We start from the raw sequence: 26,226 nt of genomic DNA, 5'->3' as shown, positions 1-26,226 counted from the left end.
CATTGTTAATGGAAACTAACATGTCAGAAATTAGCCGTGCCGTGCTTTTCGGCAAACTGGATACGCTGTTATTTACCTCTCTGGAAAGCGCGACTGCCTTCTGTAAGCTGCGCGGCAACCCGTACGTTGAGCTGGTGCACTGGCTGCATCAGCTGATGCAGCAGCAGGATGGCGATCTGCAACAGGTCATTCGTCACTTCGCCCTTGATGAACAGCAGCTGACGCGCGATATCGTGGCGGCGCTGGATGCCCTGCCGCGTGGCGCGAGTTCCGTGTCTGATCTTTCCGAGCATATCGACAGCGCCGTCGAGCGCGCCTGGGTCTACGGCTCGCTGAAGTTTGGCGTCAGCCGCATCCGCGGCGGCCATTTGCTGATCGGCATACTGAAAACGTGGAATCTGGCTAACGTGCTGAAAAGCATTTCGGCGCAGTTCACCCGTCTTAACGTCGAGGTGCTGATCGAGCAGTTCGACGCCATTTGCGCCAGCAGCAAAGAGAGCCAGCAGGCCGCCGCCGCTGCGGACGCGCCTGCCGGGGCCGTACCGGCTGCGCAGGGCACGCTGGCGCAGTATGGTCAGGATCTGACGGCGCGCGCCCGGGAAGGAAAAATCGACCCGGTGGTGGGGCGCGATGAAGAGATCCGCCAGATGGTCGATATTCTGATGCGTCGTCGCCAGAACAACCCCCTGCTGACCGGGGAAGCCGGCGTCGGGAAAACGGCGGTGGTAGAAGGGCTTGCGCTGCGTATCGCTGACGGCGACGTGCCGGAGCCGCTGCAAAACGTTCAGCTGTGGCTGCTGGATATCGGCATGCTTCAGGCCGGCGCGGGCATGAAAGGGGAATTTGAGGCGCGCCTCCAGGCGCTGATTAACGAGGTGCAGTCCAGCGCCACGCCAATTATTCTGTTTATCGATGAGATCCACACCCTGATCGGCGCTGGCGGTCAGCAGGGCACCGGCGATGCTGCTAACCTGCTCAAGCCTGCCCTGGCGCGCGGGCAACTGCGCACCATCGGCGCTACTACCTGGGCGGAATACAAAAAATACATTGAGAAAGATCCGGCGCTGACCCGCCGTTTCCAGACCGTACAGGTTCACGAGCCGGACGAAGCCAAAGCCGTGCTGATGCTGCGCAGCACCGTGTCGCCGCTGGAAACTCATCATCAGGTTTTACTCCTCGACGAAGCGGTCAGCGCGGCGGTGAAACTGTCGCATCGCTATATTCCTGCGCGTCAGCTGCCGGATAAAGCGGTGGCGCTGCTGGACACCGCCTGCGCGCGCGTGGCCGTCAGCCAGAGCGCGCCGCCTGCCCAGTTGGAAGACTGTCTGCGTCACCTGGCGGCCCTGGACGTGGAGCTGGAGATTGCTGAACGCGAAGCGCGCGTGGGGGCGGGCGATCCGGCGCGTGTGGCGGCCTTAACCGCCGAACGTGACGCGTTCGAAACCCAGCGCGAAGCCCTGGCCCGTCGCTGGGAAGAAGAGCGCACGCGGGTGCAGGAGATTATCCTTCTGCGTGCCGCGCTGTTTGCGGCGGGTGATGAGGATACGGCTGAACTGCGCGGCCAGCTGGCAGAACAGCAGCAGGCGCTGAAGACCTTACAGGGTGACGAACCGCTGCTGTTTGCCGCGGTGGATGAGAACGTGGTGGCTGCGGTGGTCTCAGACTGGACCGGGATCCCGCTGGGCCGGATGGTGAAAAATGAGATCGACGCGGTGCTGAATCTGGCCGACACGCTGAACCAGCGGGTTATTGGTCAGCGTCACGGTCTGGATCTGATTGCCCGTCGGGTAAAAACCTCGCGGGCGAAGCTTGACGATCCGAACAAACCGGTCGGCGTATTCATGCTCTGCGGGCCATCCGGCGTGGGTAAAACCGAAACCGCGCTGGCGCTGGCGGAGTCCCTTTACGGCGGCGAGCAGAACGTCATTACCATCAACATGAGTGAATTCCAGGAAGCGCACACCGTTTCGACGTTAAAAGGTGCGCCTCCGGGCTATGTGGGCTATGGTGAAGGCGGCGTCTTAACCGAGGCCGTGCGCCGCCGTCCCTACAGCGTGGTGCTGCTGGATGAAATTGAAAAAGCGCACCCGGACGTGCACGAGATCTTCTTCCAGGTCTTCGACAAGGGCTGGATGGAGGACGGCGAAGGGCGTCACATTGATTTCCGTAACACCATTATTATTCTGACCTCTAACGTCGGCACCGACCTGATCGCAGCCATGTGCGCCGACCCGGAACTGATGCCGGAGCCTGACGCGTTAAGCGGCGCCCTGCGCCAGCCGCTGCTGGAGGTGTTCCCGCCTGCGCTGCTGGGCCGCCTGCTGGTGGTGCCGTATTACCCGCTGAGCGACGAGATGCTGGGGCAGATTGTGCGTCTTCAGCTCAGGCGCATTCAGCGTCGTCTGGAAGAGAATCACAACATTATTTCTGAATTTGACGACAGCGTGGTCGAACAGATTGTTCAGCGCTGTACCGAGGTTGAGTCGGGCGGGCGTATGGTGGATGCGATTCTGACCAATACGTTGCTGCCTCAGATGAGCCAGATTTTACTTACCGCCAGCCGCAGCGACGAGCAGTACCGACGTCTGCATGTCACCTGCGAGCAGGGCGAGTTCCACTGTCAGTTTGCCGCGTAATAATCATCAAGAGAACTGTAAAAGATGACGGATAATGATAACAATCGGACTGTCCCAAACGCGCTCCCGGTCGGGTACCGTTTCAATGAGTTTGAGATAAAAGAGGTGATTGGCGGCGGCGGATTCGGCATCGTCTATCGCGCCTGGGATCACCAGCTCGAACGCACTATCGCTATCAAAGAATTTATGCCTTCCTCCCTCGCCGTGCGCGGCGAGGATATGACGCTGGTGCTGCGCAGCGAGCGCTTCGGCAAAGCGTTTTCAGCCGGTCTGAACAGCTTCATCCAGGAAGCCCGCCTGCTGGCGCGCTTTAACCACCCGAACCTGCTGCACGTACTGCGTTTCTGGGTGCAAAACGACACGGCCTATATGGGGACGCTGTTTTACAGCGGTACCACGCTGTCGCGTCTGCGCGAAGAGAAACCGGAGCTGATTAACGAGGCGTGGATCCGCCGCATGCTGCCAATGCTCTTCGGCGCCATCAAAACGATCCACGACGAGGGTTATCTACACCGCGACATCTCGCTGGATAACATTCAGATTCAGGATAACGGCCTGCCGGTGCTGCTCGATTTCGGATCGGCGCGCCGCACCATCGGTAATCTCTCGGATGAGACGGAAACCATGCTGCGTCCGGGCTTCGCGCCTATCGAGCAGTATACCGACGACAATGAAAGCGAGCAGGGGCCGTGGACGGATATCTACGCGCTCGGCGCCGTATTGCGCACCCTCATCGTCGGCTCTCCGCCGCCGGTCAGCGTGGTGCGTTCGATTCAGGATACCTGCAAACCGCTGGTGGAGCTGATGCCGCAGGGGTATTCCATCCCGTTGCTACAGGCCATCGACAAGGCGCTGGCGCTGCATATGGAAGACCGTCCGCAATCCATTGAGGAGTTCGCGGCGCTGATCGAGATGCCCGTCGCCGGTATCGACGAGGTGCTTACCGCGAAGAAGACCGGCACGATGCTGGTGCCGGTGGAAGAGGAGACATCTGCTTCCGCGCTGGACTGGCGACGTTACAAGCTTCCGGGGCTGGTGGCCGCGGGCGTGCTGGTTGGGGTGGTTGCCGGTGCGATGCTGTTCGGCGGCGGCAGCCAGGAAACGCCAGCGCAGACGGCGCAAACCCCTGCCGTGAGCCCTCCGGCTGAGACCTCCGCCCAGGCGGAGACCAGACCGGCAACGGCAGACATGAGCGAGCCGGTAGCGTCACCTTCTACGGCGCAGCAGAGTGCGCCGCCTGTCGACGCCAGCCCGGTCGCGCTGGTCTACATCCGCATGCTTGATGGCGAGACGCTGAAGGTGAACGGCGAGTCTAAAGCGCTGCGTCCGGGCAATAACGGTTACGCATCGCTGAAATTGCCTGCGGGCGAGACCCGCATTGAACTGGAAGGCAATGGAAGAACGCGTACCCAGACGCTGGATATTGCGAAGCCAGGCACCTGGCTGGTGAATCCGTAAGCCTGCGGGTAACAGGACGGAGCGAATGTATAACATCAAGTTTGTCTATCTGTTCCACGAGAACGTCTCGCCAGCGTTGTTTGCGAAAATAATCCGTCCGTCCGTTGCCGGACAGTGGATTATGTCGATTCCCGACCATTCGCTGCGCTCGCTCTTCACGCGCTACGATCTGCTGCGCACGATCACCGGTGCGAATCCTTATCAGTCCGGGCGCGATACCCGCACGCTGATCGCGCAGGATTTAGAGATGGGCAGAGTGGTTGCCATTGACGAAAGTTTTCGTGACTGGTCATCAGTAACGGAAATTTTTTACATCAATGCCAAAGGGCAACTCCAGGCTGCCTCGCTGGTCGGCCTGGGCTGGTATCCGGTGAGTACGATTGTCGACCGCTACGAAACCATGGTGAGAACGTACGGATCTCGCCCTGCGCCAACGGTACTGCCAAAACAGGTGGTGAAATCTAAAACGGCACAGGTGCCGGATGAACCTACTCCGGGCAAGGACGGTAAAACCTATGCCGGGCAGCTTCAGAAGATGACCAAAGCAGAGCGCTGGCAGGCGCGTAAAGATCTGATTGCGAAGGGGAGCAATAGCCTTTATCCGGATGCCCAGATCGCCGCGAAGCGTCTGGCGGCGAATAATATCGCGGTGGAAAAAGCGAAGCTTGCGGAAAATATTTATAAGACCGTCAACCCGCTGGAAACCACACCGGGCGTGCCGGAGGGGTGGACGGATATCAGTAATGACGATGCGCTGTTAGGAAAGTTCGGGCTGAACAAATCAATGCTCTTTGACGATGATACGTCCCCCAATTTTCTGGCGCGCGTCTATCAACCGAAGCCGGAAGTGTTTGGTACAGATATGAACCCCACGCTGGTATTCAGGGGATCGCGCGAGCCTGGTTTCGCCTCCCTGTCTGAGAATGTCTCCTCTTTACTGACCAAAGGGGAGCTGGCGCCGGTGGTAAACGGGGCTGACTGGTCGAATAACTTCTCTCAGGGCATGGGTATGGCTTCAGATTATTATAAAAAGGCCGTGAGTATTGGTAAGGAGCTGGCAAGGTCAGGCCAGAATATTGATATTGCCGGTCATTCCCTTGGCGGTGGCCTCGCCTCTGCAACCTCCATGGGCAGCGGGAAAGCGGGGTGGACGTTCAACGCCGCCGGCCTGAATGCCGGAACCGTAGAAAAATACGGCGGCAAGATATTAGGCAGTACGGATAATATCCAGGCTTATCGGGTTGAAGGTGAGCTGCTGACGAAGATTCAGGAAGTTAACCCCTGGGAGGATCTGAAAACGATGAAAGGGCATGTCCCTTCGTGGATCCTCAAAGAGGAAATCTCTGCGCTGAGCCCTAATGCTGCCGGAATACCCCACGATCTTCCCGGTGGAACCGGAAGCGCGCTGGACCGCCACGGGATTAATCAGGCTATTGATTGCATAGAGCAGCAGAAGGATGAGGATATTTCGATAATCGGGAGTCGATTGTGAAAAAACGGTTGATGGCTTTTGTCGCGTTATGTTTTTTATTCATGATTCAGGGGTGTAAGCAGGATATGGACCTTAATCCACAGGACTACTTCAGCGGTCAGCAGCTTGAACTGGCGAAAGCGATTGAAGAAGGCGATGTCGACGCGGTGAAGACGCTTGCACCAGACAGCGATCTTAATAAACCGGGAAAGCAGGATATGACCCTGCTTTTTTGGGCCATCGGCAACGCGATTAATGATAAAAAAACATCGCCCCATTTAAAGGTGATTACGTTGCTTGTTAAGGCCGGCGCAGATCCGCTCCAGCCTCGACCGCAGGGAAAAAGCAGCCCTGCCGAATTTGCCCTGAAGGGGGATAGCGCAGACTGGATCAACGCTATGCTGGACGGTGGCCTTTCGCCCAATGTGAAAGATAAGGTCTTCCACGAACCCATCATCTTCCAGTCGCTAAAAGCGAAAAATACAGAGACGCTGGAAGCCATGCTCGATAGCGGAACTGACGTCAATGCAACCAATTCACTGGGTAAAACGCTGGTGTTTGATGCGCTGGATAATCAGGCTTACGATCATGTCTTGTTACTGCTCGATCGTGGAGCGGACCCGTCAGTTAAGGCTAAAAATGGCTGGTCAATGAGCAATGCGCTTGCGGACGCGCTGAGTGGACTTGATCGAGGCAGTGAGCAATACGAGAAGTTAAACGAAATAAAAGAGAAACTTATTCAGAAAGGGGGCGTGTGGCCACCTGCGCCGGTTAAGTGATTACTCAACTTTCATGAAAGCCAGAGATAAGGTTTTTTCCGGAGTTTCCATAAGCCTGCACTCTTTGGATTTATAAAAACGAAAGTTCGTACCTCCAGACAAATCAACCCAGCATTGCATCAATCCAAAACCACCTCGTCGAAATTAGCTTTACGTTCATAAACGTTCCCAGCATAAACCATTACGGAATAAAGATTATGCTCAACCGAATTACCGTCCAGCTCCCGGTTGAGGGGCTGCTTTTCTGGAAACTCTCCGGCCGCGAAGCGATGTCCGAGTCGTTCGCGCTGACGCTGACCCTGCTTGGTACGGACGCGCGCATTGACCGCAGCAAGCTGCTGGGCCAGCCGGTCACGGTGACCATCCCCACGCAGAACCTGCTCACCCCCCGCTATATCAACGGCAAGGTGACGCGCGTGGCGGTGAGCGCCGTGGAGCTGACGGGCACCCGCTACGCGGTGTACCAGCTGACGGTGGAGCCGGACCTGTGGCCGATGAAGCGCGACCGCAACCTGCGTATCTTCCAGGGCCAGACGGTACCGCAGATTGTCAAAACCCTGCTGGGTGAGCATCAGGTTAACCTCGAAGACAAACTTACCGGCAGCTACCGGGTGTGGGACTACTGCGTGCAGTATCAGGAATCGAGCCTGGACTTCATCAGCCGCCTGATGGAGCTGGAGGGGATTGCGTACTACTTCAGCCACGAGGCGGACAAGCATACCCTGGTACTGACCGACGCCGCGACACAGCACCAGCCGTTCAGCGGCTATGAGGTCATTCCTTACCATCAGACGCCGTCCGGCGGCAGTACGGATGAAGAGGGCATCAGCCAGTGGGCGCTGGAGGACAGCGTCACGCCGGGGATTTACAGCCTCGACGACTATGACTTCCGCAAGCCGAACGCGTGGCTGTTCCAGGCGCAGCAGAACCCGGCGTCCCCGAAACCGGGCAGCATCGACGTGTACGACTGGCCGGGCCGCTTTGTGGAGACAGGCCATGCGGAGTTCTACGCCCGAATCCGTCAGGAGCGCTGGCAGGTGGAGCATCAGCAGATTCAGGCGACGGCCACGGCGGCGGGCATTGCGCCGGGCCACATCTTTACCCTGACCAACGCGCCGTTCTTCAGTGACAACGGCGAGTATCTGGTGACGGCGGCGGGTTACCACTTCGAGGAGAACCGCTACGCGAGCGGTGAGGGGGAAACCATTCACCGCACCGATTTCACCGTTATCCCGGCGTCGGTGTCCTACCGTCCGGCGCAGAGCACGGCGTGGCCGCGCACCTACGGCCCGCAGACGGCGAAAGTTGTGGGACCGCAGGGGGAGAGTATCTGGACGGACAAATATGGCCGCGTGAAGGTGAAGTTCCACTGGGACCGTCTGGCGAAGGGCGATGACACCAGCTCCTGCTGGGTGCGCGTGTCGAGCGCCTGGGCGGGCCAGGGCTACGGCGGGGTGCAGATCCCGCGCGTCGGCGATGAGGTGGTGGTGGACTTTATCAACGGCGACCCGGACCGTCCGATTATCACTGGTCGTGTCTATAACGAAGCCAGCATGCCGCCGTGGGCGCTGCCGGCTGCCGCGACGCAGATGGGCTTTATGAGCCGCACGAAAGACGGTTCAGTCGACAATGCCAACGCCCTGCGCTTTGAGGACAAGGCGGGCGCGGAACAGGTGTGGATCCAGGCCGAGCGTAACATGGACACCAGCGTTAAAAATGATGAAACGCACAGCGTCGGCGGCGCGCGCAGCCATTACGTGAAGAAAAATGAGCTGCATCGCGTGGAGGCTAATCAGATCCAGGCCGTGAAAGGCGGAACCGAGATCCTGACGGGTAAAGGCAAGCTGGATGCGGCGGTAGAGCAGTATGTTATTGCTTCCGGGACGAAGCTGCGGCTGGTCTCGGGCGAGAGTGCTATTGAGCTTAACGCTAACGGCAAAATTAACCTGATCGGCAAAGAGTTCAACTTCTTCGTTGAAGGGGACGGCTATATCACCACGGGCGGCAAGCTGCACCTGAATACGTCGGGCACCCAACCGGGCACAACGGCGCCGGGGTCAGGGCATAAAGGGGATATCGATGCGGCGGTGCAGGAGAAATTTACGCCCCCGGAAGAGTAACCGCTTTCTGTCTGCCGCCGGGTTGTCCGTGGCGGCACGTAAAACCCTTTAGCAAATTTAGACGCGAGTTCACCGATGAAATACACCCTCCAGGAAGGTTCCTTTACCCTTTTTCCTGCCGCCTGGCAGGACAACAGCATGAACATCATTCGCGATGACGAAAGCGGGCTGTCCGTGGTGGTCAGCCGCGGCGTTATCCCGGATGGCAGCGACTACGAACAAGAGTTTCACCGCCAGTGGGACGTGCTGCGTCCTCAGATGGGTGAGATCGCCCAGAGCGAATTTCAGCACGTAAAAGCCGGGTCTGCCGGCAACATTGATGGGGTTGAAGTTGAGACCACCTTTGACCGTAACGGCCAGCGCCTGTGGCAAAAACAGCTGGCCGTGCAGACGCCAGGCAAACCGGTACTGATGATTTTTACCCTCTCGGCCTTAAAAGCCTTTACGGAAGAGGACGAGGCGCGCTGGAGCGCACTGAGGCAGAGTCTGACGCTAAACGACAACCGGAATGTGTAAGGCATGAGCGATAACAACGCGGCCCGTAAGGGTGACGAGATTATTCACTCCAGCATTTTTGCTGATATTACCAGCATTGTGGCGGAAGGCGCTGCCTATGCGGTGATTGGCGCGGCGGTGGGCGCGGCAGCGACCGTCGCGGCCCCACTGCTGGGAGCCGGGGCCGCAGCAGCAGGCGTGGCGGCGATTGGATCCAGCTGTCTGTTGAGCGGCATTATCGGCGGGGTTCTGGCGAACGTCGCCGGGATCACCGACGATATTAGCAACGCCGCTGAAGGGCTGGGTAACGCGCTTTTCCCGCCGTCGCCCGCGGGCAAAATCACCACCGGTTCGAGCAATGTTCTGACAAATAAACTTCCCGCTGCGCGCGCCGCCGGGACGTTAACGCCTGCCGATACCCCGTCCCCTGAGCCGCAGTCGCCGGGCAGCTTTGCCGACTACGCGGGCATGCTGCTCTCCGCTGCCGGACAGTTCGGCAGCGAGATGTGGCAGCCGAGCGTCGCCTCTGCCGCCGCAGGGACCTCGCCGCTGGAAGAAGACAAGGTGGCGTGTGATAAACACTCCGGGCCGCAGTATCTGGCGGAAGGCTCGAAAAGCGTCTTCATCAACGGACAGCCTGCGGTGCGCGCAAAAGATCGCACCACCTGCGAGGGCACCGTTTCCGACGACGTCTCCCCGAACGTGATCATAGGCGGCGACGCGCTCACGGTCCGCGATATCAAAAGCGGTAAAACGCCGGGTCTGGCGCTGGGGATGATTGCGCTCTCCCTGCTGCGCGGGCGGCCAGGCAAGATCCTGAAAAACATGCCCTGCGCGCTGGCTGCTGCCGGTGGCGGGATGCTGGCGGATATGGCCGTCAACGCCGTGTTCGGCTCCTCGCACCCGGTTCACGCCGCCACTGGCGTGAAGGTGCTGAATGACGACGACGAACTCGATTTCTCGCTGCCAGGGCGCTTTCCGCTGCGCTGGCAGCGCAGCTACAACAGCCTGACCACCCGCGAAGGGCTTTTCGGTCTGGGCTGGGCTACCACCTTTGACAGCTATCTGGCGCTGGAAGAAAACAACGCCACCTGGTTCGATGAAACCGGGCGCGAGCTGAGCTTTGAACTGCCGCCGGTCGACCGCGCGTTTTACAGCATCAGCGAAGGCATCATTATCCGCCGCAATGAGAGCGGCGACGTGGCGATAGCTGACGATGACGGCGCGGTGTGGCGTCTGTATAAACCGACCCGCGCTAACCCCTCCATCCTGCGCCTGGCCTCCCTCAGCGACGAGTACGGCAACGCGTTGCTGACGGAATGGGATGAGCACGGGCGGCTGGTCGGTCTGCACGATGAGCCGCGAGCGATCGATGTCACCCTGCGCTATGACGATGAACGTTTCCCGCAGCGCGTTACCGCTGCCAGCCATTTTGACGGCAACCAGACATGGCCGCTGATGAAGTGGGGGTACGACGCGCGCGGCCAGCTGGCCAGCGCAACGGATGCCTCCGGCGTGGTAACCCGTGAATACCGTTATAACGATGATGGCCTGATGGTCTGGCACCGTCTGCCGGGCGGGCTGGAGAGTGAATACCGCTGGCAAAAATTCGACCACTGGCGCGTGGTGGAAAACCGCACCAGCACCGGCGACGGCTGTCGCTTTAGCTACGATTTAGCCGCCGGGCTGACGACCGTCGATCACTACGACGGTCAGACGCGAAAGCATTACTGGAACGCGCAAAACCTGATTGTTCGCTACGTTGACGAGCGCGGTGAGAACTGGCGCTACGAGTGGGATGACAACGAACTCCTCACGCGTCGCATCGATCCGCTGGGTAATGCCGTTACCTTCGTCTATGACGAGATGGGCAACCGGGTGCAGGAGATCGACGCCGACGGCAATACCCGCACCACCACCTGGCTGGAGCACCGTGCGCTTCCGGCGTCCATCATCGAAGCCGACGGTAGCGCCACCCGGTTCCTGTATGACGAACATCACGGGCTGAAACGCGTGGTGGATCCGATGGGGCAGACCTCGCTGCTGCGTCGGGACGAGTTTGGTCAGGTTGTGGAAGAAGTCGATGCCGCCGGGAACAGCCGTTACCAGGAGTACAACGAGGCCGGGCAGATGGTGCGTGCGACGGACTGTTCGGGCCGTGTGACACAATACCGTTATCATCCGCTGGGCTGGCTGGTGGCTGAGATAAGCGCCGACGGCGAAGAGACGCGTTACCGCTACGACGCCGCGGGGCGTCCGGTGCAGCTCGACCGACCAGAAGGCTGGACTGAGTCGCTCAAATGGAACGAACGTGGTCTGCCGGTGAAGCATGCGGGCGCCGACGGGAAAGAGAGCGAGTTCAGATACGACGAGGCAGGGCGCTTAACCGCCACCCGTAATACACAGGGTGAAGAGGTGCGTCGCCGCTGGGACAGCCGCGGGCGTCTGATTGCCCTGGAAAACGAAAACGGCGAAGCGTATCAGTTCCGCTGGGGCGCAGACTCGCTGCTGCTGGAAGAGGTGGGGCTGGATGGCGTGGCCTCGCAGTATCGCTACGATGCCTGCGGGCGTACGATAGCGCGCACCTTTGCCGCCGGACATCCGGAGGCCATTACCCATGCCTTCGCCTGGAGCGCGAGCGGCCAGCTGGTCGCCCGCACCACGCCGGAGGGGCAGACCCGCTACCACTACACCCCGTCCGGCCTTCTGAGCCGGATTGGGCTGCATCCCGCGCTTTCAGAAGATGCCTGGAGCGCCGAGGCCGAGCAGGAGCTTGTGTTTGAGTATGACGCGCTCGGGCGCGTCACGCGCGAAACGGGCGAACACGGAGAGCTGGCGTGGGAGTATGATGCGCTGGGCAACCGCACTTCCGTCACGCTGCCTGATGGCCGGGAGCTGAAACAGTTCTACTACGGCAGCGGGCATCTGCTCAGCATCGCGCTTGATAAGCTGTCGGTCTCCGACTTTACCCGCGACGAACTCCACCGTGAAACCAGCCGCACCCAGGGGCTGCTAACCACACGCAGCGAATATGACCGTCTTGGCCGACTGCATCGCCGGGACGTCTTTACCGGCAATGCCCAGCGCCCGTCGCCGCGCCGCTGGTCCCGCCGCTGGGATTACGACTATCGCAATAACCTGGTGCGGGAAGAGCGGGACGATAACCCGTTCAGCTGGTACCGCTGGCAGTATGACAGCGCCGGACGTCTGCTGGTTCAGGACGGCACGCTGCCCGGCCAGGAGCAGTGGCGCTGGGATGCTGCCGGTAACCCGCTCGAAGGCTCTGCTGAGAAGGTCACGCACAACCGCCTGACGCAGCTGAACGGCATTCGCTGGCGCTATGACATCCACGGCCGCACCGTGGAGAAGGATAACGGCCAGACCCGCTGGCACTACCGCTACGACGGCGAGCACCGCCTGACGGAGGTCATCAGCCAGCCGCGGGGCTGCAACAGGCCGCAGACGCAGGTCAGCTTCCGCTATGACCCGCTCGGGCGACGCATCAGCAAAACGCGACGCCAGATGCTGGGCGGACAGCCAACCGGCAAGCCGGTCACCACCCGGTTTGTCTGGGAAGGGTTCCGGCTGTTGCAGGAGGTGCACGGAGATGTGCCGCTCACCTACGTCTACAGCGATCAGGACAGCTACGACCCGCTGGCGCGTATCGACGGCGTTGATGCCCCGGAAATCTTCTGGTTCCACTGCCAGCCCAACGGCACGCCGGAGCGGATGACGGATATCGAAGGGCAGGTGCGCTGGGAAGGCGTGAACAGCGCCTGGGGCAAACTGCTGCGGGAAAGCGAGACGCAGGTATCAGGATATTCCCAGAACCTGCGTATGCAGGGGCAATACCTGGACCGTGAGACAGGGCTGCACTACAATCTGTTCCGGTATTATGACCCGGACTGCGGACGATTTACGCAGCAGGACCCGATAGGGCTGGCGGGGGGGATAAACCTTTACCAGTATGCGCCGAATACGCTGGGTTGGGTGGATCCGTGGGGGTTGGCATTAAAGGGAGTCGACTTTACAGGAAGCCCAGATCTTTTCCCAATCAATGGAACAAAACAGAATATTGTATCTATTACAATGCAAGGAACTCGAGATAGAGATTTCACCGAGGCTTTCAAGGCAGCCGGTATTTCTAAAAGCGATGCAACTGGATATACATGGCATCATGTCGATGATTTTGACCCAGCCACAGGAAGGACAACAATGCAATTAGTAAAAACTTCTGCGCATGAAGCTACTTTCCCACATAAAGGCTCAGTCTCACAATTCGAGAAATATTTTGGTGTAAAATATGGTTCCCAAGAAGCCATTGCTGTTTCTCATTCTAAAGGCTGGTTGAAGGGGCGTGTCCCGAAAAAATTGCGTGCAAACTGTCATCAGTGAGGTATAACCTATGAACCATTTCAGTAACTGTGAAAAAAAGATTGGACGTGCAGATATTACTAAAACGGAAGAGAAATTATCTATTACTCTTCCGGATGATTTCGTTTCACATTATCTGCAATTTAATGGTGGCACTCCTGAGAAAAGTTGGTGGGACGGTGATGAAGATTTTGAGCCAGTAGAGGTGGCAGGGTTTAAACCGTTTGTTTATAATAGTCAGACAAATAATGACCCTAGATCTTTAATCGACGGTTGTTATATCAGCATGTTGGATAGGGAAGTGATTCCTAAAAACCTGCTTCCTTTCGCAAATGATTGGGGAGGGAATTTCTTCTGTCTAGATTTAGACAATTACTCAATAGTATATTTTGCTACAGATTCTTTTGATGAGGATTTGACTATGCAAGAGAATCACATAAAACTTCAAAGATATCTGACAAATTCATTTGCCAATTTTGTTAATGGATTAGTAGCAGAAGAAGATCTTTCTTAAAGAATATTTAAAAATTTAATCGATTTATTTACTTCGATTGCTGTTGTTTTGATATTCATATTTTTAATAAAGCTCTGTGACACAAATCATAGGGTTTTATTATAAAACAGCATGACAGGCTTGGTGGTATGAAAGCAGCTAGAATCCCATGTAGAATAAATCAGGTTAAAAAATGAAGATATCCCAGTTAGCAATACATAGGTTAAATAATATTAATTGGTTTGTTAATCTTGGTGTAGCAACGACACTCCCTGGTGTTATCCAGGCTCAGTCCCTTAGCTTATTTATAAAAGGCTTGAATAGCGATGAATGGGAAAGTGCCACCTTGGAGGCTGGTTATGAAATAACGGGCTATCTCGCAAAAAAACACACTAACAAATATCAATATTGGAACTCTTTGGTCAAAGAAGCTAAGAAAGTTGTGGAGAATGATATTATCCCAAAAATAATCTTCCCAGAGTCTGAGAAAGGATCAATGACTGAGAACTTAAAATGGGACCTTGTGAATTACTTGCTTGAAGATGCGTATAGTTCTTTACTACATGAGCCATTCGCTTTTGAAGGCTTAATTAATGTTTATGAAGCTGGGCATATGCCCTGTGGATGGTCAGGTACTTGGCCAGCGGGCAAACTAGTTATCTATTGATAGGACACGCGAAAAAAAATCCACGCCAAAGCGTGGATTTTTTTTATTCAAAACAAATCAGACGTTAAACAAGAAGTTCATCACGTCGCCATCTTTAACGATGTAATCTTTCCCTTCCGCACGCATCTTGCCTGCTTCTTTCGCGCCTTGCTCACCCTTGTAGGTGATGAAGTCTTCAAACGCGATAGTCTGCGCACGAATGAAGCCTTTCTCGAAGTCGGTGTGGATCTTACCAGCCGCCTGAGGCGCGGTCGCGCCCACAGGGATGGTCCACGCACGCACTTCTTTTACACCAGCGGTGAAGTAGGTTTGCAGGTTCAGCAGCTCATAGCCCGCGCGGATCACGCGGTTCAGGCCCGGCTCTTCCAGACCCAGCTCGGCCATGAACTCTTCGCGGTCGGCGTCGTCCAGCTCTGCAATATCAGATTCAACGGCAGCGCAAACCGCTACCACTACAGAACCTTCAGCCGCAGCGATTTCACGCACTTTGTCCAGATACGGGTTGTTCTCGAAACCGTCTTCGTTAACGTTGGCGATGTACATGGTTGGCTTCAGGGTCAGGAAGCTCAGGTATTTGATCGCCGCTTTGTCTTCGTCAGTCAGGTTTTTCAGCGCGCGCAGCATGCCCGCGTTTTCCAGCTGTGGCAGACATTTTTCCAGCGCAGCCAGTTCCGCTTTCGCGTCCTTATCGCCGCCTTTGGCTTTCTTCTGCACGCGGTGAATGGCGCGCTCGCAGGTGTCAAGGTCAGAGAGGGCCAGCTCGGTGTTGATGACGTCGATGTCGTCAGCCGGATCCACTTTGTTGTTAACGTGGATAATGTTGTCGTTCTCGAAGCAGCGCACAACGTGGCCGATCGCTTCGGTTTCACGGATATTGGTCAGGAACTGGTTGCCCAGGCCTTCACCTTTGGATGCGCCTTTTACCAGGCCCGCGATGTCCACGAACTCCATGGTAGTTGGCAGAATGCGCTGTGGCTTCACGATTTCCGCGAGCTGGTCCAGACGCGGATCGGGCATAGGAACAACACCGGTGTTCGGCTCGATGGTACAGAACGGGAAGTTCGCCGCTTCAATACCTGCTTTGGTGAGCGCGTTGAACAGGGTGGATTTGCCCACGTTTGGCAGACCGACGATACCGCATTTGAATCCCATTTCTAAATCACCTTAATATCTTGATAATCAATCCGTTAACGATAACCGATTGAAGAAAAGTAAATAACTACGCCTATTATACACGTAACCCGCGCGACGCGCGGTAAAAAAGCCCCAGGGCGCCGTTTATTGCGCTTTGAAAGCGTGCAGTCGATTGGTGGCTTTCGTCAGGCCGTCCTGAAGCCAAATCTCGGTGCAGCGGGCCGCTTCGTCCACCGCTTCGTCAATCAACTTCTGCTCAGAAACCGGGGGTTTACCCAATACGAAACCAACAACTTTGTTTTTATCGCCCGGATGGCCGATTCCCACGCGCAAACGGTGGAAATTAGGGTTATTACCCAGTTTGCTGATGATGTCTTTCAGACCATTATGGCCGCCATGACCGCCGCCCAGTTTGAACTTCGCCACGCCTGGCGGCAGGTCCAGTTCGTCGTGGGCCACCAGGATCTCATCCGGATTGATGCGATAAAACGTTGCCATGGCCGCCACGGCTTTGCCGCTCAGGTTCATAAAGGTGGTTGGCACCAGCAACCGCACGTCAGCACCCGCAAGATTGATGCGTGAGGTATACCCGTAAAACTTGGGTTCTTCACGCAGGGGAGCGCGCAAACGCTCCGCCAGCAGATCAACATACCAGGCACCGGCGTTATGGCGGGTAGCGGCATACTCTGCGCCCGGATTGGCGAGGCCGACAATCAGTTTAATCGTCACGATTTACTTCCTAATGGGTTCCAGATCTGGCGCGTAGTTTACTGTCTGGCGCGCCGCTTGACAAAGTTCTGCCTGCTGTACACCGAAATGCGAATAATTTCCTCTTTGAACAATTAGAATTTCAAGCTGTTCAATGTCTTATTTGTAAATTTTTGTCCGGGAGTGATCAGTAAATGTGATCATTCACGCAACTCATATAAGAGGCGTTGTCTATACTTTACACACAAGGAGAAGGGGCTTTTCCCCTGACAACCCAAAGTTCCGGAGGTGACATATGAAACGCAAAAACGCTTCAATGCTCGGTAACGTGCTAATGGGGTTGGGACTGTTCGTGATGGTCGCCGGTGTCGGTTATTCAATCTTAAACCAATTACCGCAGCTTGACCTCCCACAATACTTTGCGCATGGCGCGGTGCTGAGTATCTTCCTTGGTGCGGTATTGTGGCTCGCCGGGGCGCGCGTGAGCGGACATGAGGAAGTCTGCGATAAATACTGGTGGGTGCGCCATTACGATAAACGATGCCGCCGCGACCAGCGCAAGCATAGCTAGTGCCCCATAAAGAACACCGAAACGACTTCATCTGAAGTCGTTTTTTTTGCATGACGCATTGACCCTCACGTAACGTAAGGCTTCAGAGTAACGACACTGGCAGAACAAAAGGAGCCGTTATGTTGATACAGGTGGGTGAACTGGCGAAACGTGCCGGGATCACCGTGCGGACTTTGCATCACTACGAGCAAACAGGGCTGTTGTTACCTTCTGCCAGAAGCGCGGCAGGCTACCGGCTTTATAACCTGGCGGATGTGCAGCGTCTGCATATGATCCAGGCGCTGGCAAAAGCCGGACTGGAGCTTGCCGAAATCAGGGATTTTCTGGAACAGCGTTCGCTGTCATTAGCCGAATTACTCGACGGGCAAATCACTCTGCTGGACAAGCAACTGCGTAGCATCCATACGCTGCGCAACCGGCTGGTGGAATTGCGTACCGGGCTGACCGACGATGCGACGCCGGATCTGGAATCCTGGCTACAGACTCTGGAGTTAATGAATATGTACGATCGCTGGTTTAGCAAAGAAGAGTTGCAGCAACTGCCGTTTGCGGTAGAGAAAGAGGCGCTGGCGGATATCTGGTCGGGTCTGGTGACGGAGGTTAAACACTTGCTGGAACAGAACGTCAGCGTCACGGACGCGCGGGCGAGCGATTTGGCTTCACGGTGGATGGGACGCCTGGAGCAGGATACCGCAGGCAAACCGGAATTTTTGACCCGTCTGAACGAGATGCACAGCGTGGAGCCGCAGATGCAGGAGCAAACCGGCATTACGCCGGAGATAACTGATTACATCACGCGGGCGTTTGCCGAATCAAAGCTCAGCATCTGGGAGAAATATCTCACTGCCGAAGAGATGGCCTTTACCCGGGCGCACTACTTTGACCGGATGATGGAGTGGCCGCCGCTGGTGGCGAAGCTGCATCAGGCGCAGCGGGATAATCTCAGTCCCGCTTCTGACGATGCGCAAAAGCTGGCAGAAAACTGGCTGGTTTTATTCCAGTCCTATGCGGGAACAAACCCGCAGACCCAGCAAAAATTTCGCCTCGCCATGCAGCAGGAGCCGCATCTGATGAAAGGCACGTGGATGACGCCTGCCGTGCTTGAATGGCTCCAGCAGGCGATCGGGGTGATGATGCAAAGACGCGTCTCTGCATCAGATGACTCACAGATCCGCTAACGCAGCTTCACGGTTAGGGTAGAAGGACAATCGGCCAGGGATCGGCTGCACGCCCGCGCGCGCCATGGTGCGCAGGGGCTGGAATTCAAGGTTACTTATCCGCAGCTCGCAGCCTTCCGGCAGGCGGGCAACAAAGCGCTGGAAGGCATCCAGACCGCCGGCATCCAGCACCGGGACGGCATCCCATTTCAGCACCACAATCCGTTTGCCCACGATGCGGGATTCCAGATCGCTGAACAGACCTTCCGCCGCGGCGAAGAACAGCGGGCCAATCACGCGCAGCACCAGCACATCGTCAGGCATCTCAACGTTAACCGGGGAGAGACGCGTCATCTGCGCGATGCGGCGCATAAACAGCAGCGAGGCCAGCACAATGCCGACGCTGATGGCGATAACCATATCGAACAGTACGGTCAACGACATGCAGATCAGCATCACGATAATGTCGTCTTTCGGCGCACGGCGCAGCAGGTTAACCACCTTATGCGCCTCACTCATGTTCCATGCCACCATCAGCAGCAGCGCAGCCATGGCCGAGAGCGGAAGCCATGAAAGCAGCGGGGCAAGGATCAGCAGCGCCATGATCACCAGCAGGGAGTGAATGACCGCCGAAACCGGTGATGTCGCGCCCGCACGTACGTTCGCGGCGGAACGGGCAATCGCAGCCGTAGCGGTAATACCGCCGAAGAACGGTGCAACGATGTTCCCTAAGCCCTGGCCGACCAGCTCGCTGTTGGCTTTGTGCTTAGTGCCGGTCATGCCGTCGAGCACGACGGCGCAGAGCAGGGATTCAATCGCGCCCAGCATTGCCATGGAGAACGCGGCAGGCAGCAGAGCGCGAAGGGAATCCCAGCTTAGGGTGAAGCTTGAGCCCGGCATGTCCCACGGCAGAACCAGCTGCGGCAGCAACTGCGGAATGCCGCTGCCCTGTGAGCCGTCCGCCAGAACATAGTGGAACTGGGAGCCAATGGTGGCGACCTGTCCACCGAGCAGGTTGACAACGCCCATCACCGCGCAGCCCAGCAGCAGAGCGGGCAGATGCCCCGGGAGACGAATGCCTAAGCGAGGCCAGACGATAAGTGTGCCGAGGGTAACGATGCCAATGGCTGCATCGCCCAGGTTGGCCGTCGGCAACGCCATAAACAGCGCGCCCACTTTCTGTAAATAGTGCTCCGGAACATGGGCCATTTGCAGGCCGAGGAAATCCTTAATCTGCATGGTCCCGATGGTAATCCCAATCCCCGAGGTGAACCCCAGCGTTACGGAAAGGGGAATATATTCAATCAGGCGACCAAAGCGGGCCAGACCAAACAGAATTAAAAAGATGCCGGACATCAGGGTGGCAACCAGCAGGCCTGCCAGACCAAACTGTTGGGAAACCGGGTAGAGGATCACCACAAAGGCGGCAGTCGGGCCGGAGACGCTGAAGCGGGACCCGCCCGTCAGCGCAATCACAATCCCCGCAACGGCCGAGGTGTACAGCCCGTACTGCGGCGCGACGCCGCTACCAATCGCCAGCGCCATCGCCAGCGGGATGGCAATAATCCCGACGGTGATCCCGGCTATCAGGTCACGAACAAAGCGTGACGATGTGTATTTCTCTTTCCAGCAGGCGTCGATGAGGGCGCGAAAGGGCAGAACATGTGAGGAGGTTACGTTTTTCACAATTATCTATCATCCGTGTGCGCATCATCTGTCATGTGAATGGCAGGTGAAGGAGGCATAAGTCATACAAATAAATACTATAAACAAAAAAACCCGCCGTAGCGGGTTTTTTGGCCGTGTTCGATCAGTGTTCGAACATTGCAGAGATCGATTCTTCGTTGCTGATACGACGAATCGCTTCGGCCAGCATCCCGGACAGAGTCAACGTACGCACGTTTGGCAGCGCTTTGATCTCGTCGCTCAGTGGAATGGTATCGCAGACCACAACTTCGTCAATGACGGAGTTACGGAGGTTATTTACCGCATTGCCGGAGAAGATCGGGTGAGTGGCGTAAGCGAATACGCGTTTCGCACCACGCTCTTTCAGCGCTTCAGCGGCTTTACACAGCGTACCGCCGGTATCGATCATGTCGTCCACCAACACGCAGTCGCGGCCAGCCACGTCACCGATGATGTGCATCACCTGAGAAACGTTAGCGCGCGGACGGCGTTTGTCGATGATCGCCATGTCGGTATCGTTCAGCAGCTTCGCGATAGCACGCGCACGTACCACGCCGCCGATGTCCGGAGAAACCACAATCGGGTTGTCCAGATTCAGTTGCAGCATGTCTTCCAGCAGGATTGGGCTGCCGAATACGTTATCAACCGGCACGTCGAAGAAGCCCTGGATCTGCTCTGCGTGCAGGTCAACCGTCAGTACGCGGTCAACGCCGACGCTGGACAGGAAGTCAGCGACAACTTTAGCGGTGATTGGCACACGCGCGGAACGGACGCGACGGTCCTGACGTGCATAGCCAAAGTAAGGAATAACAGCAGTGATACGGCCAGCAGAAGCACGACGCAGCGCGTCGACCATAACAACCAATTCCATCAGGTTGTCATTCGTTGGAGCACAGGTGGACTGGATGATGAAAATATCACCACCGCGTACATTTTCGTTAATTTGTACGCTGACTTCGCCGTCGCTAAAGCGACCTACAGCGGCGTCGCCGAGGGAAGTGTACAGGCGGTTGGCAATACGTTGTGCTAGTTCCGGGGTGGCGTTACCAGCAAAAAGCTTCATATCAGGCACGAGAAGAACCTCAGGCATGCGTCCAGTGGTGGATAGCGTTCGCCGCAAACTGCGGGGCCTAAGCAAACGCTATCCAGGCGGTGTATTAAAGAGCGCGATGCAACGTCTGGAACAGGGTGACGTTGTCACCGAAACTCAGTCTGCGCCAGAATGGCCTGCTGTAGGGGGGAGGTGTTCATCCCGCGTGCTACAAAACCATGCAGCCAAACCGGCGCTTGCTCAAGCACCTGACGGGCGGCGGTTTCGGTGTCAAATTCAGCAAAGACACAGGCCCCTGTACCGGTCAGGCGCGACGGCGCGTATTCTAACAGCCAGGAAAGCACCGCATCAACCTCGCGAAAACGTTTTCTTGCGATATCCTCGCAATCGTTGCTGAATTCACAATTTAATAACGTTTTTATTGACCGTGCCGGGGTATTTCTTTTCAGGTCAGGATCTTTAAAGATGACCGGGGTAGGAATGCTCACGCCGGGGTGAACGATCAGATACCATTTTTCCGGCGGATCGACCGGCGTGAGGATTTCACCGACACCTTCAGCGAACGCCGCGTGGCCGCGCACAAACACCGGTACATCGGCGCCCAGCGTCAACCCTAACGCTGCCAGTTCGTCCGTCGTCAGACCGCAGCCCCAGAGGTGGTTAAGCGCCACCAGTACAGTCGCGGCGTTTGATGAGCCGCCGCCAAGACCGCCGCCCATCGGCAGGCGTTTGTCGATACGGATATCCGCACCGCTTCCCGCCGGCAGACGACCCGACGTCGACGCCGTTTTCATTAGCAGGCGGGCAGCGCGCACGATCAGGTTATCGTCATGCGCCACGCCGTCGACCGGCGTCAGCAGGCAAATCTGCCCGTCCTGACGTGGTTCGATGGAGATGGTGTCGCCGTAATCGACAAACTGAAACAGCGTTTGCAGGGTGTGATAGCCGTCAGCGCGCTGCCCGGTAATGTAGAGAAACAGGTTCAGTTTTGCGGGAGAGGGCCAGTGGGTCATCATTTAACGATCCAGTTGTCCATTTTCAGCTTGATACGCTGGCTACCCTGCGTCAGCTCCATATTGGACGGCAGCGACGGTTGCGTCTTGCTGTCATACGCGCTGTACACCACTTTCCAGGTTTTACCGCCCTGGGTGTAGTTCACCTGGCTCAGACGGTATTGATCGTCGAGCGTATAGTCGGTTGCGTCACCCGGCAGGCCGAGGATCCACTGGCGCAGACTATTGAGCGGAATCGGCATTCCGGTCAGCTTGCCAATCATCTCTTCGGCGTCGGTTGCCGTGTAGTGCTGGCCTTTGTTATCGGTGATCTGCGCTTCGCCAGGCTTCGCGTTAAGCTCCAGCTCGGTGCTGCCCAGCGGGTTCAGCAGCAGCAGGCGATAGTTGTCCTGACCCGTTTGCTGCCAGAAGAAGCGAGCGTAAACTTTTTGTTCGTCAGAGAGATAAGCAAATGCACCGCGGGTCTGGTACTGGCTTAATTTCAGCACGTCCTGCTGGTGCTGACGCCACTGCGGTGAGTCAGGGCTTTTGCCCGGGCCTTTCGGCTGATGAACGGAACAGGCGGTCAGAACCAGGGCCGCCAGAGGCAGCAGGCGAATCATTCGGGTCATAATGATGACAAATCCTTGAGATACGTTGCAGTTATAACTGTTAATGCTAGCGTTGAAGGGTGCCACCGTCTACGTTCAAATTATCTCAAAGCGTGGCGTAAGCTATTACTCCGAAAGGGGGCAGTCTCTTTTATTGATCTCGCGCATCCTGTATGATGCGTCCTGCTAACCTTATTAACGCTGGTACTACTCCCGCTCAACATGACCCTATTAGCACTCGGTATTAACCACAAAACGGCCCCGGTTTCACTGCGAGAACGCGTTACGTTTTCGCCGGATACGCTCGACCTGGCGCTGGACAGCCTGCTTGCACAGCCGATGGTGCAGGGTGGCGTGGTGCTGTCGACGTGCAACCGTACCGAGCTGTATTTGAGCGTAGAAGAGCAGGACAACCTGCACGAGGCGCTGATCCGCTGGCTGTGTGACTACCACAACCTCAACGAAGAAGAGCTGCGCAACAGCCTGTACTGGCATCAGGATAACGATGCGGTCAGCCATCTGATGCGCGTGGCCAGCGGTCTGGATTCGCTGGTGCTGGGCGAGCCGCAGATTCTTGGGCAGGTGAAAAAAGCCTTCGCGGATTCCCAGAAAGGGCATCTGAAAGCCAGCGAACTGGAACGAATGTTCCAGAAGTCATTCTCCGTGGCGAAGCGTGTGCGAACCGAAACCGACATTGGCGCCAGTGCGGTTTCGGTTGCTTTCGCGGCCTGTACCCTTGCCCGTCAAATTTTTGAATCCCTGTCGACCGTCACCGTAATGCTGGTGGGAGCGGGCGAAACCATCGAGCTGGTGGCGCGCCATCTTCGCGAACACAAGGTGAAGAAGATGATCATCGCCAACCGCACCCGCGAACGTGCGCAGGTGCTGGCAGATGAAGTGGGCGCTGAGGTGATTGCGCTGAGCGACATCGATGAACGTCTGAAAGAGGCGGACATTATTATCAGTTCTACCGCCAGCCCGCTGCCGATTATCGGGAAAGGGATGGTCGAGCGTGCGCTGAAATCCCGCCGCAATCAGCCGATGCTGCTGGTGGATATCGCCGTTCCGCGTGATGTCGAACCGGAAGTGGGCAAACTGGCGAACGCCTACCTGTACAGCGTGGATGACCTGCAAAGCATCATTTCGCACAACCTTGCCCAGCGTAAGGCGGCGGCTGTGCAGGCGGAAACCATCGTTGAACAGGAAACCAGCGAATTTATGGCCTGGCTGCGCGCACAAAGCGTCAGCGAGACCATCCGCGAATACCGCGGTCAGGCGGAGCAGGTGCGTGATGACCTGACGGCCAAAGCGTTAGCGGCCCTTGAACAGGGCGGCGACGCGCAGGCGATTATGCAGGATCTGGCCTGGAAACTGACCAACCGCCTGATCCATGCCCCAACCAAATCTCTTCAGCAGGCTGCCCGTGACGGGGACGATGAACGCCTGACTATTCTGCGCAACAGCCTCGGGCTGGAATAGCGCCCTATACCCATTTTCTAAGACAAGGTGCATTTACGCCTATGAAGCCTTCTATCGTCGCTAAACTGGAAGCTCTGCACGAGCGCCATGAAGAAGTCCAGGCGCTGCTCGGTGATGCCGGGACCATTGCCGACCAGGAACGTTTTCGCGCGCTGTCGCGTGAATACGCGCAGTTAAGTGATGTTTCAAAATGCTTTACCGACTGGCGACAGGTCCAGGAAGATATCGAAACCGCGCAGATGATGCTCGACGATCCTGAGATGCGCGAGATGGCGCAGGAAGAGTTACAGGATGCGAAAGCGCGTTCAGAAGAGATGGAGCAGCAGCTTCAGGTGCTTCTGCTGCCGAAAGATCCGGATGATGAGCGTAACGCCTTTGTGGAAGTCCGCGCCGGTACCGGTGGCGACGAAGCGGCGCTGTTCGCCGGGGATCTGTTCCGTATGTACAGCCGGTATGCCGAATCCCGTCGCTGGCGCGTGGAGATCATGAGCGCCAACGAAGGCGAGCATGGCGGCTACAAAGAGGTTATCGCCAAGATCAGCGGCGACGGCGTGTACGGTCGTCTCAAGTTTGAATCCGGCGGTCACCGCGTGCAGCGCGTGCCTGCGACAGAATCTCAGGGACGCATTCATACGTCAGCCTGTACGGTGGCGGTGATGCCGGAGCTGCCGGAAGCGGAACTGCCGGATATCAACCCGGCAGATCTGCGCATCGACACCTTCCGCTCATCAGGGGCAGGTGGTCAGCACGTTAACACCACCGACTCCGCTATCCGTATTACTCACCTGCCCACCGGGATTGTGGTTGAGTGTCAGGATGAACGTTCCCAGCACAAGAACAAAGCTAAAGCGTTATCCGTGCTGGGCGCCCGTATCCACGCGGCGGAAATGGCGAAACGCCAGCAGGCGGAAGCCTCTACCCGCCGTAACCTGCTGGGCAGCGGCGATCGTAGCGACCGTAACCGTACCTATAACTTCCCGCAGGGTCGCGTAACCGACCATCGCATCAACCTGACGCTCTACCGTCTGGATGAGGCGATGGAAGGCAAGCTCGATATGCTGATTGAGCCTATCGTGCAGGAATACCAGGCCGACCAGCTGGCGGCACTGTCCGAGCAGGATTAATGGATTTTCAGCGCTGGTTACGCCATGCCGCCAGTGAGCTTTCTGCAAGTGAAAGCCCGAAGCGCGACGCCGAAATTCTGCTTGAGCATGTGACGGGTAAAGCCCGCACATATCTCCTGGCTTTCGGCGAAACCGCGCTGACCGCTGAACAGCAATCGCAGCTGGAGGCACTGCTTGCCCGCCGTAAAACCGGCGAGCCGGTGGCGCATCTGGTTGGCGAGCGCGAGTTCTGGTCACTTCCGCTGTACGTTTCAGCGGCCACGCTGATCCCGCGCCCGGACACCGAGTGTCTGGTGGAGCAGGCGCTGGCGCGGTTACCGGCGCAGCCGTGTCAGATCCTCGATCTCGGTACTGGCACCGGCGCGATTGCGCTGGCGCTTGCCAGCGAGCGACCGGACTGCACCGTGACGGCGGTAGACGTGATGCCTGATGCGGTCGCCCTCGCGCGGCGCAACGTTGAACGGCTGGGGCTGAACAATGTTTCCGTTCTGCAAAGCAGCTGGTTTGCCGCGCTTGAAAGCCGTGTGTTCGAAATGATTGTCAGCAATCCGCCCTACATCGACGAAGACGATCCGCATCTCGCGCAGGGCGACGTGCGTTTTGAACCGTTGACCGCGCTGGTCGCTGCGAATCAGGGACTTGCGGATCTCGATCACATTGTGACAACGTCACGACAACATTTGCTTCCCGGTGGCTGGCTGCTGGTGGAACATGGCTGGACGCAGGGAGAGGCGGTGCGAGCGCTGTTTACGCGTGCCGGATACGCTGCCGTGGAAACCTGCCGGGATTACGGCGGCAATGAACGTCTGACGCTGGGGCAGTGGTCATGAGCCTGTTTACGCTGCTGATCTCCGTTCACCTGATTTCCGTTGCCCTGACCATTGGCTTTTTCATTGCCCGCTACTGGTGGCGCTACAGCAACAATCCGCTGATTAACGCCCGCTGGGTACGCATCGCCCCGCACTGTATCGACACGGTGCTGTTCCTTTCCGGAGCCGGGTTAATGTGGAAAACCGGCTATCTGCCATTTACTGATAAAGGCGCATGGCTGACTGAAAAGCTGTTTGGCGTTATCATCTACATCGTTTTGGGTTTTATCGCGCTTGGGCGTCATCGTCCGCGCAGCCAGCAGACAGGGTTTATCGCCTTTTTGCTGGGTCTGGTGGTGCTGTACATCATCATTAAACTCGCCACCACAAGAATACCGTTACTGGGGTAAG

The 26,226-nt window shown here is 57.1% G+C and carries 21 protein-coding genes; 15 read left to right on the top strand and 6 right to left on the bottom strand.

Features of this window, described 5'->3' with window-relative positions; all coding sequences use genetic code 11:
* Positions 1 to 20: 20 nt before the first annotated feature.
* The 9 genes from tssH to ACJTMZ_RS02530 all read left to right on the top strand — a co-directional run bounded on the left by tssH (position 21) and on the right by ACJTMZ_RS02530 (position 14,493).
* On the top strand, positions 21 to 2,636 hold the full coding sequence (tssH, locus tag ACJTMZ_RS02570; RefSeq protein ID WP_045330006.1) for a type VI secretion system ATPase TssH: 2,616 nt from the start codon (positions 21 to 23) through the stop codon (positions 2,634 to 2,636).
* Between the two features lie 24 nt (positions 2,637 to 2,660).
* On the top strand, positions 2,661 to 4,094 hold the full coding sequence (locus ACJTMZ_RS02565; protein WP_047735515.1) for a serine/threonine-protein kinase: 1,434 nt from the start codon (positions 2,661 to 2,663) through the stop codon (positions 4,092 to 4,094).
* Positions 4,095 to 4,119: 25 nt separating this feature from the next.
* A complete protein-coding gene (locus ACJTMZ_RS02560) occupies positions 4,120 to 5,586 on the top strand; it encodes a hypothetical protein (RefSeq protein WP_017693287.1) in 1,467 nt (488 codons plus the stop codon).
* Positions 5,583 to 6,344 carry an ankyrin repeat domain-containing protein gene (locus ACJTMZ_RS02555; RefSeq protein ID WP_252010649.1) on the top strand — a complete coding sequence of 254 codons (762 nt, stop codon included), beginning with the start codon at positions 5,583 to 5,585 and terminating at the stop codon, positions 6,342 to 6,344. The genes ACJTMZ_RS02560 and ACJTMZ_RS02555 overlap by 4 nt, the downstream gene beginning before the upstream one ends.
* Positions 6,345 to 6,541: 197 nt before the next feature.
* Complete coding sequence (locus tag ACJTMZ_RS02550; RefSeq protein WP_017693289.1) at positions 6,542 to 8,464, top strand: type VI secretion system Vgr family protein; 1,923 nt, start codon at positions 6,542 to 6,544, stop codon at positions 8,462 to 8,464.
* Between the two features lie 75 nt (positions 8,465 to 8,539).
* The gene (locus ACJTMZ_RS02545; protein ID WP_045338152.1) at positions 8,540 to 8,980 is read left to right on the top strand and encodes a DcrB-related protein; all 441 of its coding nucleotides are present in this window, start codon (positions 8,540 to 8,542) and stop codon (positions 8,978 to 8,980) included.
* 3 nt (positions 8,981 to 8,983) lie between these two features.
* The gene (locus ACJTMZ_RS02540) at positions 8,984 to 13,354 is read left to right on the top strand and encodes an RHS repeat-associated core domain-containing protein (RefSeq protein ID WP_252010648.1); all 4,371 of its coding nucleotides are present in this window, start codon (positions 8,984 to 8,986) and stop codon (positions 13,352 to 13,354) included.
* A 10-nt stretch (positions 13,355 to 13,364) separates the two neighbouring features.
* A complete protein-coding gene (locus tag ACJTMZ_RS02535) occupies positions 13,365 to 13,847 on the top strand; it encodes an SMI1/KNR4 family protein (RefSeq protein WP_017384273.1) in 483 nt (160 codons plus the stop codon).
* Between the two features lie 172 nt (positions 13,848 to 14,019).
* Positions 14,020 to 14,493, top strand: coding sequence for a hypothetical protein (locus ACJTMZ_RS02530; protein ID WP_017384271.1), 474 nt, complete (start codon positions 14,020 to 14,022; stop codon positions 14,491 to 14,493).
* Positions 14,494 to 14,550: 57 nt separating this feature from the next.
* Here the strand turns inward: ACJTMZ_RS02530 and ychF are convergent, their stop codons facing one another.
* Together ychF and pth are read right to left on the bottom strand one after the other, a co-directional pair.
* A complete protein-coding gene (gene ychF / locus ACJTMZ_RS02525; protein ID WP_003856650.1) occupies positions 14,551 to 15,645 on the bottom strand; it encodes a redox-regulated ATPase YchF in 1,095 nt (364 codons plus the stop codon).
* A gap of 126 nt (positions 15,646 to 15,771) precedes the next feature.
* Positions 15,772 to 16,356 (bottom strand): aminoacyl-tRNA hydrolase, encoded by a 585-nt coding sequence (gene pth, locus ACJTMZ_RS02520; RefSeq protein WP_006810922.1) that lies wholly within the window; start codon positions 16,354 to 16,356, stop codon positions 15,772 to 15,774.
* A gap of 274 nt (positions 16,357 to 16,630) precedes the next feature.
* On the opposite strand from pth, the gene ychH reads away from it, so the two are divergent.
* Both ychH and ACJTMZ_RS02510 read left to right on the top strand, forming a co-directional pair.
* Positions 16,631 to 16,906, top strand: coding sequence for a stress-induced protein YchH (gene ychH / locus ACJTMZ_RS02515; protein WP_003856655.1), 276 nt, complete (start codon positions 16,631 to 16,633; stop codon positions 16,904 to 16,906).
* A gap of 119 nt (positions 16,907 to 17,025) precedes the next feature.
* Complete coding sequence (locus ACJTMZ_RS02510) at positions 17,026 to 18,084, top strand: MerR family transcriptional regulator (RefSeq protein ID WP_048247215.1); 1,059 nt, start codon at positions 17,026 to 17,028, stop codon at positions 18,082 to 18,084.
* On the opposite strand, the gene dauA is transcribed toward ACJTMZ_RS02510, so the two are convergent.
* The 4 genes from dauA to lolB all read right to left on the bottom strand — a co-directional run bounded on the left by dauA (position 18,070) and on the right by lolB (position 22,424).
* A complete protein-coding gene (dauA, locus tag ACJTMZ_RS02505; protein WP_048247217.1) occupies positions 18,070 to 19,749 on the bottom strand; it encodes a C4-dicarboxylic acid transporter DauA in 1,680 nt (559 codons plus the stop codon). The genes ACJTMZ_RS02510 and dauA overlap by 15 nt on opposite strands.
* 124 nt (positions 19,750 to 19,873) lie before the next feature.
* On the bottom strand, positions 19,874 to 20,821 hold the full coding sequence (gene prs, locus ACJTMZ_RS02500; protein WP_003856663.1) for a ribose-phosphate diphosphokinase: 948 nt from the start codon (positions 20,819 to 20,821) through the stop codon (positions 19,874 to 19,876).
* 125 nt (positions 20,822 to 20,946) lie between these two features.
* Entirely contained in the window at positions 20,947 to 21,816 is an 870-nt protein-coding gene (gene ispE / locus ACJTMZ_RS02495; RefSeq protein WP_017693293.1) for a 4-(cytidine 5'-diphospho)-2-C-methyl-D-erythritol kinase, read from the bottom strand.
* Positions 21,813 to 22,424, bottom strand: a complete 612-nt coding sequence (gene lolB / locus ACJTMZ_RS02490; RefSeq protein ID WP_003856665.1) for a lipoprotein insertase outer membrane protein LolB — start codon at positions 22,422 to 22,424, stop codon at positions 21,813 to 21,815. Before lolB ends, ispE begins: the two co-directional genes overlap by 4 nt.
* Positions 22,425 to 22,625: 201 nt before the next feature.
* On the opposite strand from lolB, the gene hemA reads away from it, so the two are divergent.
* Genes hemA through sirB2 form a run of 4 tightly spaced genes read left to right on the top strand, consistent with a single transcriptional unit; the run spans position 22,626 to position 26,225 of the window.
* A complete protein-coding gene (gene hemA, locus ACJTMZ_RS02485) occupies positions 22,626 to 23,882 on the top strand; it encodes a glutamyl-tRNA reductase (protein WP_023296765.1) in 1,257 nt (418 codons plus the stop codon).
* 41 nt (positions 23,883 to 23,923) lie between these two features.
* Positions 23,924 to 25,006: a peptide chain release factor 1 gene (gene prfA, locus ACJTMZ_RS02480; RefSeq protein WP_003856667.1), complete on the top strand. Its 1,083-nt coding sequence runs from the start codon at positions 23,924 to 23,926 to the stop codon at positions 25,004 to 25,006.
* Positions 25,006 to 25,836, top strand: a complete 831-nt coding sequence (prmC, locus tag ACJTMZ_RS02475) for a peptide chain release factor N(5)-glutamine methyltransferase (RefSeq protein WP_045329996.1) — start codon at positions 25,006 to 25,008, stop codon at positions 25,834 to 25,836. The genes prfA and prmC overlap by 1 nt, the downstream gene beginning before the upstream one ends.
* Positions 25,833 to 26,225 carry an invasion regulator SirB2 gene (sirB2, locus tag ACJTMZ_RS02470; RefSeq protein WP_023296762.1) on the top strand — a complete coding sequence of 131 codons (393 nt, stop codon included), beginning with the start codon at positions 25,833 to 25,835 and terminating at the stop codon, positions 26,223 to 26,225. Before prmC ends, sirB2 begins: the two co-directional genes overlap by 4 nt.
* Position 26,226 lies beyond the last annotated feature (1 nt).

This window comes from Enterobacter sp. DN, from assembly GCF_046054285.1.
Taxonomy (GTDB): domain Bacteria; phylum Pseudomonadota; class Gammaproteobacteria; order Enterobacterales; family Enterobacteriaceae; genus Enterobacter; species Enterobacter hormaechei_C.
This window is presented reverse-complemented; position numbering and strand designations above follow the sequence as displayed.